General features: G+C 42.7%; 12 protein-coding genes and 1 pseudogene. 8 read left to right on the top strand and 5 right to left on the bottom strand.

What is annotated here, in order from left to right; all coding sequences use genetic code 11:
- The first annotated feature begins 56 nt into the window (after positions 1–56).
- Positions 57–2,222 (top strand): type I DNA topoisomerase, encoded by a 2,166-nt coding sequence (topA, locus tag RMZ42_RS20815; protein WP_322673188.1) that lies wholly within the window; start codon positions 57–59, stop codon positions 2,220–2,222.
- Between the two features lie 107 nt (positions 2,223–2,329).
- A pseudogene (locus tag RMZ42_RS20810) lies at positions 2,330–2,528 on the top strand (Tn3 family transposase); the annotation flags it as partial.
- A gap of 913 nt (positions 2,529–3,441) precedes the next feature.
- Here RMZ42_RS20810 and tsaE read toward each other — a convergent pair.
- Together tsaE and RMZ42_RS20800 are read right to left on the bottom strand one after the other, a co-directional pair.
- Complete coding sequence (gene tsaE, locus RMZ42_RS20805) at positions 3,442–3,897, bottom strand: tRNA (adenosine(37)-N6)-threonylcarbamoyltransferase complex ATPase subunit type 1 TsaE (RefSeq protein ID WP_322673187.1); 456 nt, start codon at positions 3,895–3,897, stop codon at positions 3,442–3,444.
- A 72-nt stretch (positions 3,898–3,969) separates the two neighbouring features.
- Positions 3,970–5,370 (bottom strand): gluconeogenesis factor YvcK family protein, encoded by a 1,401-nt coding sequence (locus tag RMZ42_RS20800; RefSeq protein ID WP_322673186.1) that lies wholly within the window; start codon positions 5,368–5,370, stop codon positions 3,970–3,972.
- Positions 5,371–5,544: 174 nt separating this feature from the next.
- Here RMZ42_RS20800 and ruvC point away from each other — a divergent pair, with 174 nt between their 5' ends.
- The 6 genes from ruvC to RMZ42_RS20770 all read left to right on the top strand — a co-directional run bounded on the left by ruvC (position 5,545) and on the right by RMZ42_RS20770 (position 12,215).
- Positions 5,545–6,036, top strand: a complete 492-nt coding sequence (gene ruvC / locus RMZ42_RS20795) for a crossover junction endodeoxyribonuclease RuvC (RefSeq protein WP_322673185.1) — start codon at positions 5,545–5,547, stop codon at positions 6,034–6,036.
- Positions 6,037–6,068: 32 nt separating this feature from the next.
- Positions 6,069–6,203, top strand: a complete 135-nt coding sequence (locus RMZ42_RS20790; protein ID WP_322673184.1) for a hypothetical protein — start codon at positions 6,069–6,071, stop codon at positions 6,201–6,203.
- Between the two features lie 236 nt (positions 6,204–6,439).
- Positions 6,440–6,973 carry a translation initiation factor IF-3 gene (gene infC, locus RMZ42_RS20785; RefSeq protein WP_322673183.1) on the top strand — a complete coding sequence of 178 codons (534 nt, stop codon included), beginning with the start codon at positions 6,440–6,442 and terminating at the stop codon, positions 6,971–6,973.
- 388 nt (positions 6,974–7,361) lie between these two features.
- Positions 7,362–10,367 (top strand): MFS transporter, encoded by a 3,006-nt coding sequence (locus RMZ42_RS20780; protein WP_322673182.1) that lies wholly within the window; start codon positions 7,362–7,364, stop codon positions 10,365–10,367.
- Between the two features lie 163 nt (positions 10,368–10,530).
- A complete protein-coding gene (locus tag RMZ42_RS20775) occupies positions 10,531–11,208 on the top strand; it encodes a TrkA family potassium uptake protein (RefSeq protein ID WP_322673181.1) in 678 nt (225 codons plus the stop codon).
- Between the two features lie 452 nt (positions 11,209–11,660).
- On the top strand, positions 11,661–12,215 hold the full coding sequence (locus tag RMZ42_RS20770; protein ID WP_322673180.1) for a DUF3124 domain-containing protein: 555 nt from the start codon (positions 11,661–11,663) through the stop codon (positions 12,213–12,215).
- A 105-nt stretch (positions 12,216–12,320) separates the two neighbouring features.
- On the opposite strand, the gene RMZ42_RS20765 is transcribed toward RMZ42_RS20770, so the two are convergent.
- The 3 genes from RMZ42_RS20765 to RMZ42_RS20755 form a co-directional block, all read right to left on the bottom strand.
- The gene (locus tag RMZ42_RS20765; RefSeq protein ID WP_322673179.1) at positions 12,321–12,455 is read right to left on the bottom strand and encodes a hypothetical protein; all 135 of its coding nucleotides are present in this window, start codon (positions 12,453–12,455) and stop codon (positions 12,321–12,323) included.
- Entirely contained in the window at positions 12,448–14,001 is a 1,554-nt protein-coding gene (locus RMZ42_RS20760; protein WP_322673178.1) for a cation:proton antiporter, read from the bottom strand. Before RMZ42_RS20760 ends, RMZ42_RS20765 begins: the two co-directional genes overlap by 8 nt.
- Positions 14,002–14,340: 339 nt before the next feature.
- Complete coding sequence (locus tag RMZ42_RS20755) at positions 14,341–15,393, bottom strand: saccharopine dehydrogenase family protein (protein WP_322673177.1); 1,053 nt, start codon at positions 15,391–15,393, stop codon at positions 14,341–14,343.
- Positions 15,394–15,401 lie beyond the last annotated feature (8 nt).

Below are 15,401 nucleotides of genomic sequence, written 5' to 3'. Positions count from 1 at the left end.
GCCATCACTCAAAAGCAATTGCCAGTGTATTACTCAGAATCAAGAATGCAGTTGCTATGATCAAACGCCTGCTTGTAGTCGAGTCTCCCGGAAAAGTTAAAAAACTCAGTCAAATTCTGGGTTCAGATTGGAAAGTTCTCGCAAGTTGTGGTCATATCCGAGAACTCAGCAATGAAGGGGACGATTCCTTGGGCTTTGTCATGGATGGCAATAATGTCCGATGCAACTACATCCCGCGTGACCAACGAGCGAAAGAAACAATCCAGAAGCTCAAGTCTGCGGTGAAGCAGGTTGATGAAGTTGTCTTAGCAACTGACCCAGACCGGGAAGGTGAAACGATCGCTTGGCATCTCAAAGAAACGCTGGGTTTAAGGGAACCAAAACGAGTAATTTATACTGAGATTACAGCATCGGCGGTACAGAGTGCGATCGCTAATCCTAGAAAGCTAGACCAAAATTTAATCGGTGCTGGGCTGTGCCGAGATTGCTTAGATAAGTTGGTAGGTTATAAGGGTAGTCCTTTAGTTTGGGCATTGAATAACGGTGCTAAGAGTGTTGGCAGAGTTCAAAGCGCGACATTGCACCTGATTTGTCAGCGAGAAAACGAAATTCTGACTTTTGTCCCCCAAGATTACTGGAGTGTCTGGGTAGATTATGCGGAAGGATTTCGGGCTTTTTACAAAGGGACGGTCGATTCTGCAAAAGATGCAGCAGAACAAGAAACTGAAACTCATGATGACGCGAAGGTAGGTAATAGTCCAGAAACACCAGAATCCAAACGTGTTCTTTCCGAAGCAGAGGCGACACGTTTAGTTGAAGAAGCACAGCGACATCCTCATCAGGTGATTCATTTTGAAGGAAAAATCGTTAATCGCCAGCCACCTCCACCATTTACAACTTCCAGCCTTCAGCAAGCAGCCGGTTCAAAGCTGAGGTTTGCTCCCGATAAAACTATGGTTGTTGCCCAAAAGCTGTATGAGGCAGGGCTTATCACATATATGCGAACAGACTCAGTAATGCTGAGTCCAGAATTTTGTGCCAGCGCCCGTAAATGGTTAGAGCAAAACGATCCGCCGAATGTACCGCAGCAAGTCGCCAAGCATCGCAGTAGCAAATCGGCTCAAGAAGCACATGAAGCGATTCGTCCAACCGATGTATTTCGTCCCTCAGTTCAGTTGCGTTTAGAACTTCCTGATGATGAGTTTAATCTGTATGTGATGATTTGGAAACGGTCAATTGCTTCTCAGTGTCGTGCTGCTCAATTGCGTAAAACTTTGGTGATTACTCAGTCTGGTTCCCTACTGTGGTCAGCCAGAGGGCAAGTGATTGAATTTTATGGTTATGCTCGGTACTGGAACAATCTCAGCAAGGATAGTGTTTTACCTTCACTACAACAGAGACAAGCATTGAAACTAGAGAATGCTGGACATGAAAAGAAGCAGACGCAGCCACCACCCCGTTATAGCGAACCAAAATTAGTGCAATTGATGGAACGTAAAGGAATTGGTCGCCCAAGTACTTATGCTCCTACTGTTGCTACCTTAAAAAAACGAAATTATGTTGAGTTGAAAAAAGACCATCTGCAACCGACAGCGTTAGGGTTAGAAGTTGATGCATTTTTGCTCAAAGCACTGCCGGATTTACTAGAGGCAGAATTCACAGCGAAAATGGAAGATGCCCTTGATGCCATTTCTGAAGGAAAGAATTCTTGGCAGCATTATTTAACTAGTTGGAATCAGCATTACTTTATACCAGCACTCTCCAAAGCTAAAACTATAGTTCCAAGTTCCTCAATAGGTAAAGCTAATGTAATAACTGAGCGCAAATATGAAACTTCCAAGACTCGATGCCCTGAATGCAAAAATTTTCTCGCCAAAATTCCGAGCAGTAAGGTCAAAAAGAAATATTTCCTCAAATGCACAAAAGGTTGTGAAAATGTCGTGCTATTTTGGAGCGACTTTAACAAAACTTGGCAGCCACCACAAGCTAAAACAGTCCAAACTGAAAATCAACAAAAGCCTCCTGTCAAAACGACGGCATATCCCTGCCCAGTATGTAAAAAACCTCTAGAGGAGTACAGTTATATCAAAGAGGGGCAGAGTAAGACAATGTTGCGATGTTCTAATGCCCAATTTCGTAAGGATACCAAACATAAAGATGTGGCTTATTTCAGCACACAAAAAGGGTGGTGGAGTCCTAAGTTTGGGGAATTGAATTGTTAGACTACACTGCTGATATTTTTACTTAATACTAAAGGGTTTTGGCTCCCCTATCCGACAGGGAGAGGGGTTGGGGGAGAGGTCAAAAAAGGGCTTGTCGAACTGACGTTAACTTAGGGCCAACACAAGCAGCACGACATATGCAAGGAGTAGAGAGAGCTTTCGTTTGTCAATCGTCGTTATGTGAAGGCGGATAAACTAAACGCAGCATTGACCGATATAATTAACCGCTACAATGTCAATGTCTTGAACTTGCCATTATGGGGTGATGGCTCAACAGCAGCAGATGGAACCAAATATGAACTGTACTTCGTCATGACCCCCACTTGTTTGACAAAAGACTCTACCGATTGCAAAAATGCTTAATTCTACGGCGTTTAGTCGTAGATTAAGCATTTTTACTTGATTCTGAAGTGATAGGTGTAACAAAAAGTTTAGTCCACAGATAAAACCCTGTATCTTTAGATGGTTTGCTTTTTTCGTGTCTTGTCTTTCTAGATAAAATATGTATAAATACGAGATATTTTAGTTAAATATTTTATTGAGATCGGTGCTAATTACAGATGTGAATATAATAATTTATTGCTAATTAAAATTATTAGAACTAATTTTGTAAATTTATAAAATACTTTATTTTTTTGTATAGATTGTGAACTTAACTTGGGAATACTAAGTGTGAGGAAAGTTAAAATTATACATAAATTTATAATTCCTTAACTTTTTCTACTAGCGTTCGCTGCTAAATAATTTAGATTCCTTTTTTGAACTACAGTAGACAACTAATCGGGTTCAATCGAAGCTGACTAAGTTCTCTCAAAACTCTCATTGACCCCAACAACAGTTTATTTACACTTGCTTGATTCATATATCCTGTTTAGTTAAGAATCACTTTAGGTTCAATACTATTCGGATAAAATAACCCCGCCTGGATTTAAGGGAGTGAAGGAAAAAATACTCTCTCTTTTAAAGAAAGCCAGTGTGTTGCCAACTTTTCTAAATTTATAGGAGCAAGTGTCAGCAAAGCTGGCTACCAGTTTTCTATTGAAAAAAAGCTGATTAAATATTTTTGTTTTGGTTGAGATCGCAATGTTAGGAACTGACGGTGGCGAACGTGGTAGTGGCAGATAGGACTAGTGTAAAGTTCTCTCTCGATTATTTGCAGGAATTTTTGAGTGTTGGGTCAAAAAACTGAAATCCCTCGTACTTTAGGCGGGGGATGAGCTTAAATTGCGGCAATGACTTTGCTAATGGCACAATTGAATGATGTGAGTTCGACTTGACGAGTGCCTTCATGTCCATAAGTCAAACTCACGCTGAGATAACTATCTGGTTTGTAGGGCAATCGTTCCGCCCATTCAACTGCCACAATTCCTGGTATCACTTCAACACCTTCCCAGTAACTTTCTAAATTTAGAGTTGCGACTTCTTGCGGTTCCAAGCGATATAAATCCAGATGGTAAAGAGGAAAGCGTCCTTCAGTGTACTCATTAATCAGCGTGAAAGTGGGACTGACAATGGGTTCAGCAATTCCTAAACCTTTACCAATGCCTTGAACTAAAGTAGTTTTACCAGTGCCTAAATCACCTTCTAGTAAAATTACACTCCCCGATGTCAGGGATTCGCCAAGAGTAATACCTAAGCGCAGCGTCGCTTCTGTATCTGCAAGAAAAATTTTCATGATTGAGGTATTGGGTATTACTGAATTAGTCTAAACAAATGACAAATGACAAATGACAAATTTTCATCTTCCTTAATTTTGAATTTTGAATTTTGAATTTTGAATTCCCCGAAGGGACTGACTTCTACCGTACCACCGCAATAACACTTGTGCTAGTTTCTGCGGATTGTGACGTACAAAACCTGTTTCATCTTCATACAAAACATTAGCTGGAACAATCCGTCGCCCTAATTGAGTTACGGCTTCTCTATCGAGGAAAACGGGATGGGAGTTTTGTTGGGCGTAGCGGATAAGTGATTGCTCCGAAGGAGATTTTTTGTGTATTAATACAGCATCGAATAGTCGTCTTTGTCCGCAAGCAGCATCAATTGCTCTGATGTGATCGGCAACAGTGTAGCCTTCAGTTTCTCCTGGTTGAGTCATTATATTGCAGATATAAATACGGGGGGCATCTGATTGAGCGATCGCATCGGCAATTTCTGGTACTAATAAATTAGGAATTAGGCTTGTATAAAGGCTACCTGGGCCAATAATGATATAGTCAGCTTCTTTAATTGCCTTAATAGCTGCTGGTACCGCCGGAGGATTAGCCGGAATGCAGCCAATTTTGACAATTTTACCGCCAGCTTTGGGAATACTAGACTCCCCCTCAATCCGACGACCATCGGCTAATTCTGCCCAGAGGCGAACATCACTGAGAGTTGCTGGTAGTACTTGTCCTCGCACCGCTAGAACTTTAGAACTAGCTGCAACTGCTTGTTCTAAATCTCCAGTAATATCACTCATTGCCGTTAAAAACAAATTGCCAAAACTGTGGCCAGTTAACCCATCCCCAGCCCGAAAACGGTATTGAAACAATTCTGTTAATAACTTTTCTTCATCTGCTAGTGCAGCCAAACAATTGCGAATATCCCCTGGTGGTAGCACTCCAAACTCTTGACGCAAACGCCCAGAAGATCCACCATCATCGGCGACAGTAACAATTGCAGTAATATTAGCGCTGTAGGTTTTCAGTCCTCTCAACAACGTAGAAAGTCCCGTACCACCACCAATTACCACTATTTTTGGGCCTCGGTACAATCGACGATGGGCTAGCAAGACATCAATGAGTTCCTCTCCGCCTTCTGCTCTTAGTACCTTAGTAATTGAGCCTACTGTGCGAGTTTGCCCCCAAAGCACTAATAGCAAACCGCCAAGCAGTACCAAAGGCCCACTGATATAGTTCGGTAAGAGGTTGGTGATGACTCCCAAGAAACCTCTAACCAACTCAATCATCCAAAAAATTGGGGTTAGCTTAATCCAAATGGCTAACCCCAAACTCGCCAGCAGTACACCTCCAACACTAATTAACAACCAACGTTTTACTGATAGTCCAGGGGATAACCATTTGAACCACTGGTTAACCCGATAAGTACGAGAGCGCGACTGCTTTTGCAGGGCGTTGAGGGCTTGTCTGAGAAAACCAATTGACATACCTGATTTGGAGCAGTGCTACAAACAATAATTAACAGAAAATTTACACCGCTTGGTTTAAAAGACCAGGCGTGAAACTATTATATTTATCAATCCTATTAGACTAAGAGCAAGTCGTGAAGATTGCCAGGATTTCTAATTAAACAATACCCTGGCTTGGTAAAAGTGAATTTAATGGAAAAACGAATTTTAGGATTAGATCCAGGACTGGCAATTTTAGGATTTGGGGCAATTAGCTACACACAAAATCTCAAAAAGGTGCAAGAGACTACAGTAAATATGCTGGATTTTGGAGTAATTAAAACGTCAGCAGATGTAGAAATGGGACAGCGCTTATGTACCTTGTTTGATGATTTACACACCCTGATCGAGGAATTTCAACCAGATTTAGTGGCGATCGAGAAACTCTTCTTCTATCGTATGTCAAGTACTATCCTGGTTGCACAGGCGCGGGGTATAGTCATTTTAGTGTTGGGGCAGCGTCGTCTTCCTTATGTAGAGTTTACTCCGGCTCAAATTAAACAAGCTTTAACAGGCTATGGCAATGCTGATAAGTCAGAAGTGCAAGAAGCGGTGGCGCGGGAGTTGGATTTAGATGAAATTCCTAAGCCGGATGATGCTGCGGATGCTTTGGCAGTAGCTTTAACGGCTTCTTATCAGCTGTAGGTTTTCATCAAAGATTTGGGTTTGGGGAAATCGTGCTTTCTCTAAAAGCCCACAACACCAATACTGGACTCTCTTTCAGAAAACGCTCAGGGGCTAGTCCTGATGATGTTGCTCAATGCGATCGCCACCGGAAAGGGCGGTTACGCGATCGCAAAAAGTCTTGCTAAATAATTGTAATAATATTTAATATGAGTCTGGGTTGTCTAATTTAGATTAACTATTGCAGAGAAATTCTCTCAGACTGAGTAAAATGACAAATACAACGAGGCAACTATTTTATAGATTAGTTACCCTAGAACTGGAGACTATGTTTTCAGTCCTGAGTTACTTCTGTATTTTGCCTCTGAGGCATAGCAATTTAGACCACACTAAATCCTTCATTTAAGAGCTCCCACTAATCATAATGGCTGTGATTGAGAAGAAAAGAACTCGCGATCTGCCCCAAATTAACGAACGAATTCGCTTCCCGAAAATTCGGGTCATTGACACTGACGGTGCCCAACTGGGAATTATGCTCCCACAGGAAGCACTACAACTAGCAGAAGAAAAAGAGCTAGATTTGGTGCTAATCAGCGATAAAGCTGACCCGCCAGTTTGTCGGATTATGGACTACGGGAAATACAAGTTTGAACAGGAGAAAAAGGCGCGGGAAGCCCGGAAAAAGCAGCACACGGCTGATGTCAAAGAAGTTAAGATGCGCTACAAAATAGAAGAACACGACTATAACGTGCGTGTTAAGCAAGCAGAGCGCTTTTTGAAAGATGGCGATAAAGTCAAAGCAACTGTGATGTTCCGGGGTCGAGAAATTCAACACAGCGACCTAGCAGAAGATTTGCTCAAGCGAATGGCAACGGATTTAGAGCCTTTTGGTGAGCTTCAACAAGCGCCTAAAAAAGAAGGACGAAACATGATGATGCTCATCTCGCCTAAAAAATAATTCTCTAACTGTTTAATAGACCAAGTTTGAAAATCCCCTGGCTAGAAGTCGGGGGATTTTTTCATCTTTCATTTGAATGCAATATACGCTTTGGGCGCACAGTTAGCTGTGCAGTCTTACGAAAGCGTTTAAATTTATCTAAAATCGATAGTCCTGAACCCTGAGTGGGAAACATAATACTCAGTTGCTCAGGACTTTTGCTATTTCCAGGGGATGAGGAGGCAGAGGGGCAGGGGAGCAGAGGGGACAAGGTGACAAGGTGACAAAAGTTTAGAACTACCAACAAGTCTTTCCCCTTGTCCCCAATTCTCCTTGTCCCCAAGTCCTCTTTCCCATGCCCAATGCCCAATGCCCATTGCGCGGTGATACTACCAGAAAATAAAACTGCATGGAACTGAAAAATCACTGGTTGGCTGCAAATAAAGTTGCTTTACCACGACTACTACAGTGGGTGAATCTCCGACCAGAGGAGAGCGAACGAACCCAGATAATGTTTCTTTTTTACACAATTGTATCTGTAGGATTGCGGTGGGCAGAAGACAGTACGGTGGCGCTGTTTTTGGATGAATATGGGACTCATCTACTGCCGTGGATGTACATTGCTAGTGCGGCAATGAGTGCCGGACTGGTTTTTTTATACTCTTGGCTGCAAAAGATTTTTCCCTTACGTCGGGTAATTGTGGCGATCGCACCTTGTATGTTGATGCCATTAGTTTTATTAATTGTATTACGTTGGGGATCGCATTTTTCCTACCTAGCAGTGATTTCGGCATTTCTGCTGCGGCTATGGGTAGATGCACTTTATGTGGTCAATGACCTCAACACCTCCATTGTCGCCAATCAAATATTTAATATTCGGGAGATTAAACGGACTTACCCACTGGTGAGTAGTGGGCTTTTAGTAGCAGATGTGATCAGTGGCTTTAGTTTGCCTTGGCTAGTGCAATACACCACGCTGAATAAGATCATCCTCATCGCCTGTATGGTGATTTTATTAGGATCGGGAATTCTATTCTATTTAACTCATCATTATCGAGCAGCTTTTCCTGAAACCCCACAAAGACTAGCTCCTGAACAACAAGTTTCACGAGAGCGTTTCATTAAAAGTCCCCTGAAGCGGTACGTCTGGCAGTTGTTTGCTTTTGTGGGACTGTTGCAAGTTATTGGATTGTTAATAGATTTTCAGTATCTGCGCGAACTCCAATCCAATTTGAGCGACCGAGAACTTGCAAGCTTTTTGGGTCTTTTTGGTGGGATGTTGGGACTGTGTGAGTTGTTGTTGCAATGGTTTTTTTCCAGCCGACTCATCGAACGCATGGGGGTATTTTTCACTGCGACGCTTTTACCAATCACCGTCGGCTTTTCACTCCCAGGAGTGCTGGTATTGCTGCATTTAATTCCAGCCATGCAATCGCAAAGTTTTTTCTGGGGTTTGATAACTGTCAAATTCTGCGATGAACTTCTGCGCTACACCTTTGTGATGAGTAGCGGCCCCATCCTGTACCAACCGATTCCAGAGGGAATTCGCAGCCGGATGCAGACTTTATCTGGCGGAACCGCCGAAGCGATCGCTACAGGTTTGACAGGAGCGCTAATTTTTGTGACTATCTTGTTTTGTGGGCGGTTTGTACCCGAATCACTACAAAAATGGGTGTTAGTAGCAGAAACCATGCTGATAGCTGGCACTTGTTTAAAAGTAGTTTGGGAATTGCGATCGCGCTATGTGGAACTGTTAGTCTTGAGTGTAGCGCGGGGTCATTTGAGTGCAAGCAATGTCGGCTTGCGATTTTTCAAACAGGGTGTAGTCAAAGCTTTAGCAGAAAAAGGTAGTGAGGCTGATAAGCGCTCTTGTATTGAACTTTTAGCTCAAATTGACTCTCAAGGAGCGGCGGAAGTTTTAGCCCCGCTACTAGTGAAGTTAACCCCAGATTTGCAGCGCCAAAGTTTGGAAGTGATGCTGATGGGAGGTGTAAACCCGGTTTATTTAGCCGCCATCCGTCCTTTGTTAGAAGAATCCCAAGAAACTAACCCTGAAGTTTTCGCTTTAGCGCTACGCTACGTTTGGCTGGCTGAACCAAATCCTAATTTAAGCCTCTTAGAAGAATATTTACACCCCAGGCAAAACTCACTCATCCGCGCCACCGCCGCCGCTTTAGTCTTACGCCAGGGAACGCCCATGCAAAAGGTAGCAGCTACCCAAACCATGCGCCGGATGCTGACTCATAAGCAAGAACGGGAACGGATGAATGGAGTCAGAGCGCTCAGAGAAGCAGTTTATTTGCAGGCATTGCGGATTCATATCCCGAATTTATTACAAGATGAGTCATTACGGGTGCGCTGTGCCGTATTAGAAATGATTTCAGCCACCCATTTAGAAGAGTATTATTCGGCACTGATTGCAGCCCTTTATTACAAATCAACCCGCAGCACAGCCATGTCAGCTTTAGTGCGGCTAGAAAATGAAGCTTTAGAAATGCTGTTGCGGTTGGCTACCAATATTTACAAACCAGAAGTAGTGCGGATGTATGCTTGGCGCACTATTGCTCAAGTAGGAACTCAGCAAGCATTGGAGACTTTATGGGAAAACTTGGAAATATCCTGGGGTACTACTAGGGATCATATTCTCCGCAGCTTACTAAAAATCCACAAACAACCAGGAATTAAAGGTTTAGTAGATCGATTTTATGAAAGTCGGGTAGAAAATTTAATTAAGCAGGAATTAAAATTTTTAGGTGAAATTTACGCTGCATATATTGACTTCCAAACATTAGACCAAAAAGAAAATTATCAATCCAATCAAAGGATTGTGATTGTCTCGGAATTATTGCAACGCGCCCTTCTAGAATTGGAATTGGATGTGAAAGAGCGGCTGCTACTATTACTGAAACTGCTTTACTCGCCAGAAAAGATGCAGGCAGCATCCTTCAATCTGCGATCGCTCTCAGTGGTAAACTTAGCGCGGGGCTTAGAAATCTTAGAGCATACCGTAACTTTATCTTCAAAATCTTTATTGCTGAATATTTTAGATAATCGACCACAGGCAGAAAAATTGCAATATCTTGTCGAAGCCAAGATCGTAGAATATGAGAACATGGTAGTTAGCGATCGCCTCCACAGATTGCTGATGTTAGGTAATTTCCTTTCTGACTGGTGTCTAGCTTGCTGTTTTCATTATGCTCAAGTGACACGCATCCGACTGACCAGTTCTGAGATATTAGTGAGTTTGCGTCATCCCACCGGCTTTGTCAGAGAAGCTGCGATCGCATATTTAAATATGGTTTCATATCGCGTTCTCCTGCAAATCCTCCCCCAGCTACAAAAAGATCCACATCCTTTGGTGTCCGCTCAAGTTAAAGAGTTAATCGAAAAATACCAATTCAAAAATTACAATTAAAAATCCTCCAATCGCTGTAGAAGTAGAATTAATGCCCAATGCCCAATGCCCAATGCCCAATGCCCAATGCCCAATAACTAATGACAAATGACAAATGACAAATGACAAATGACTATTTGTTAACCTGTAAACTGAAGTAAAAATTCAAAGAATATCAGGAATCATGTACGTACTCATCGGTGGAGCAGGCTTAGTCGGCTTAAGTTTAGCGCAAAAACTAGTAGAACTAGGGCATACTGTTGCTGTAATTGACATTGACCCTATCGCTTGCCGCTACGCCCGCGAACAAGTAGGAGCAATGGCTTTTGAAGGCAGTGCTGTGAGTACAGAAGTATTGTTAGAAGCTGGGATTCGCAAAGCCGGTTCCTTGGCAGCAGTTCTCAGAAGTGATGCCTTAAACTTGGCAATGGTAACTCTTGCTAAACACTACGGCGTCACCCATATTTTGAGCCGAATGCGCCACCCCGATTTTGTCGAACCATTGCGGATAGCTGGAGCCAACCATATTGTCAGTACTGTTGAACTATCAGTTTCAACAATGGTGAACGCCATTGAGTATCCACAAGTAGAATCAATGATGCATTTTGAGCAGGGACAGATTGAGGTTCTGAAACTTTCCATCCCCAACAATTGCTATGTTGCTGGTCGTAGCGTTGCCGAAATTGCTCAAGATTCACAATTCCCTACTGGTTCGCTAATTATTGGCTATCAATCTCATCCCCACGAAGATTTGATGATTCCTAACGGCAGTACAATACTGGAACCTCATTCAACTGTGCTGATTGTGACTAAACCAAGATGCTTACATCAAGTCATTGATTTTATTGAACAAAAATGTTGAGCACAGTTCCTACCTAAACTGTTTATTAGGTAGGGTTAGCTACACATTTAACAATTCAAAATTCAAAATTCAAAATTCAAAATTCAAGACATTTTCAGACGGGGATTTAGAGGTTGTTTGAAAAGTCTTTGGCTGTGATTTTAGGCACTTGTTGATCCCCCCTAACCCCCCTTAAAAAGGGGGGAACCGGAATCAAAGTCCCCCTTTTTAAGGGGGATTTAGGGGGATCTAAAACTTTTGATACCGATAAGAGGACTTTTCAAACATCCTCTTACAGCAGTTTTCATATATTTGAACTACATCTGTTGTAGGGGCGCAAGGCCTTGCGCTCCTACCGCGTCGTCTATTTACAGAAACTGACTGGAGTCGGAGCCACTTTGCCTCTGCACTACGTCTAATGGTTGGGTTCTTAAACCCCTTGATTTACGATAATAAAAAAATGGTGAGTTTTGATGAAGCTGTATAGATATATTATTTTAGCGATCGCTCTTATTTTTCTTGTATCTTGTCAATCAACACCCAAATCACAACCCGATGCCATTCCAGCAGCCCCATTGCAAAAAACAGTGACGCTGGATAAGAATTTTAAGATAGCCAGCGGTGAAACTCTTTATGTTCCGGTCTACTCTCATATCTATCATCACAATCGCCAAGAGATTTTTGAGTTAGCAGTTACGCTTAGTATTCGGAATACAGATTTGACTAATCCGATCGTTATTACTTCTGTGCGCTACTATAACTCAGAAGGGAAACTAGTTAAACAGTATTTAGAGCGCCCTATTCAACTTGATGCCCTAGCTTCGACAGATTTTTTTATCAATAGAAATGACACCAGTGGAGGTTTAGGCGCAAACTTCATTGTCGAATGGGTAGCCCAAACCGAAATATCCGAACCGATAGTAGAGGCAGTCATGATTGGTACTGACTTTCAACAAGGAATTTCTTTTATCAGTCCTAGTAGGGTAATTAAAAGTCAAAATAACAATAAGCGATCGCCTTTAAAATAGAAATTTTAAAAAGCTAATTTATCATTTCCTCGTTCCCATGTTCCGCACGGGAATGCATTCATTAAATTTCAGACTGCATCTATAGCTGGAGGCAACAGATACTAATCAGCCAAAACTCAAAGGTTCATCAACGAAGCTCAAAGGTTCATCAACGAAGCTTAAAGGTTCATTCACGAAGGCCAGACTATCCCCAATGCCCAATGCCCAATGCCCAATGCCCAATGCCCCATCTTTAATCATCCTCTAATTTCAATAATTGTTCATCAAGAGTTTGTATCCGCCCACGCACAATTTCTTCTGAGAGAATTCGCTTCCGCATTGCTTCATTGAGCGCTCCTTTTTCTGCCAAGAGTAAACGTCGGCGAATAGCTTCAAGTTTACTGCTCTTGCCACTTCTACCTTCCACCTCATCAGGGCGACGATTATATAGTTCCCGCAGTATTTTTTCTGCACCGGCAATTCGTACCTGATAAGCTGAACGCATCTCTTCATAAACGGCTTTTGGTAATACCCCTGATTTCAATAGGCTATCTAATTCATCTTGTGCCGCCTTACCCGTCATCAGCTGGGCTTGCAACTCTTCAACCTGTTGCTGAACTTCAGAAAATTTAGATAACTTTAAGCGTTTAACCACCCAAGGCAAACTTAAACCCTGTCCCACTAACGACACCAGCACACAGCCGAAGACTATAGCTATCAAAACTTCTCGCCCTGGCAGTGTTGTAGGTAAACTCAATGCCAGAGCCATTGAGAGTGAACCTTTGATGTTGCCTAAAAACAGTAAATGTTGCCAGCGCAGCGGAATTGGACGGTCAATCCAACGAACTAATGCTAGTAGCGGATAAACTGTAAGAACTCGCCCGACTTGAAAAGCCAAAACTGCAAGTAGAATTGCAGGTAAAGTTTTCCAGAGTGTTACCAAATTTATTTCTACACCAATCAACAGAAAAATAAAGGTGTTGACAGTAAAACTGGCATATTCCCAAAAACTCAATAAAGTGATGCGGCTAGAAGCAGAAGTATTCCGAGAAAGCCCAAAATTCCCGAAAATCAATCCAGCAACAACTACAGCCACAGGGCCTGATACACCGAGAAATTGCCCAGCCTGAAAAGTTCCTAATGCAACTGCGACTGTCAGCAAAAGACTGCCAAGGGCATCATCTAAACGGGCGAATACAGGTATACTCAAGTAGCCCAAGACTAAACCCACAACGCAGCCTCCTAGAGAGATAAATAGCAGTTGTTGGATTCCCTCTACAAATGTGAGTGAGCCTGTTGAATATACTTGCACGATCAGGTTGAAGGAAACTAGGGCAGCGGCATCATTGAATAGAGTTTCTCCTTCAACAATGGTGGAAAGCCGCGAGGGTACTGGTATATCCTTAAATACAGCAATCATGGAAACAGTATCAGTGTTTGCCAGAATTACTCCGACAAATAATGCAGGTATCCAACTCAGTCCCAGGACAAATTTCAACAGGACAGCAATAATCGCACTGGAAATCACAGCCCCTGGCCCAGCTAGTAGGGCAATTGGTTTAAAGGTGCTGCGTAGGCGACTGACATCTGTATTAATACCAGCTTCAAAGATGAGAATTGGCAGGAAAAGATCCAAAACAAGGGTTGGACTTAAACCAATCCGACGAGACAATAACTCAGTGATGGGCAAACCTGCTATTACTAAACCCGTAACATAAGGGATTCCCAACCGCCGGGACAGCAAAGCTACACCTGTAGCCACAACCAAAAGAATAATTGAAACTTTGACTAATTCGGTAACATCCACTATTGCGTTTTAGAGAGTTAATTTGACTTGACTGATAGATTCTCTCTTCATTCATGCCAAATTAGCAAGTTCAGGGTGTGGGTTCAGAATAGAACGAGCCAGTACTCACTACCATAGCTCGGCAATCTTACCAGCAAACCCAGAGTCAAAGCGTAGGCGCAGTCCTTCGGCTGCGCTCAGGAACCACCCGTCGTTGGCAAAGCCTCTCGTAGAGAAGACCTCGCACTTTCTCCACTAACCTTGTGAACAAAACGGTTTAAAATAAATGCACAAAGTCAGAAAAAAAAAGCCAGGTTTTTTCGCTATCAAGCCTAAAAAACCCAGCTTTCTGTTGTATCTTTACTGAAACCCGATAACTCCCGGAATTTCAAGGACAAAATCTGCCCCATATACAGATGCAGGAGTCTGGAATCCTACTTTAACTTCGCCTTGAATCACACGTTTGCTCACTGTTACAGCCGCCAACGCCGTAAAATCGTATGCTTCCGGCCCTAAAAGCTTTGCAGTTACTTGTTGACCAGTTTCATCCTCAGCAATACCAATTACTCTAACTTGCCCCTTGGCTCGTTCTGCTGCCGTTGGCCCAGTGGGTAGAGTTTTAATTAGACTTGCTAAAGCACTTTGGAATAGAGACGAGTTAAATAACCATCCCAAATACTGGCTCGACTCCATCAGGAAGCCCACAGGATTAGGAAATACGGTATAAACCTCAATATTAGGAATACCCGTAGTCTGAAACGCAGTGATAATATCAGCACGCCAAGGGTTTGTTACTGCTGTCTCGGGCCCATAACCAAAATCAACTTTACGTCTTTTCGATGCTGGGCGAGATGAGATGAGCTTACCTGCTTCTCGGACTACCCCGATATGATGTAAAGTTGGCAGTACTGTATTTGCAGTTCCCTGAGATACGCCTCCCACTGTTTCGTAGATTAAAATCAGTCGCGTTGCAGCTGCTAACTTCTGTTTCAGGTAAGCAGCTACACAATCAGTAGGGACAACACCAAATCCCACACCAGGAAGAAGCATTATCCCTGCACTTTTAGCCTCAGTATCTCGTGCTTGTAGCGCCTGAAATTCAGGTACTTCGCCAGCTATGTCTAAATAATGAGTTTTAGTTTGGAGGCAGGCATCGACAAGTGGCTTTGAGGTTTTGGAGAAAGGCCCAGAGCAGTTGATGACAGCAATTATATCCTCAAGAGAGCGAGCGATCGCCTGCGGATCGTCTAAGCCAAAAACCCGAAAGTTCAAACTTAATTCATTGGCTACAGCTGCTAGTGAACTTTGATTGCGTCCAGCTAAAATTAATTCCAGTCCGTTATTTTTAGCAGATTCAGCAATGAGTTTTCCAGCATAGCCAGTTGCACCATACAATAACACCCTTGATGTCATTATTATCA

It is taken from the genome of Nostoc sp. DedQUE05 (genome assembly GCF_034530955.1).
In the GTDB taxonomy this organism is placed as follows: Bacteria; Cyanobacteriota; Cyanobacteriia; order Cyanobacteriales; family Nostocaceae; genus Nostoc.
This window is presented reverse-complemented; position numbering and strand designations above follow the sequence as displayed.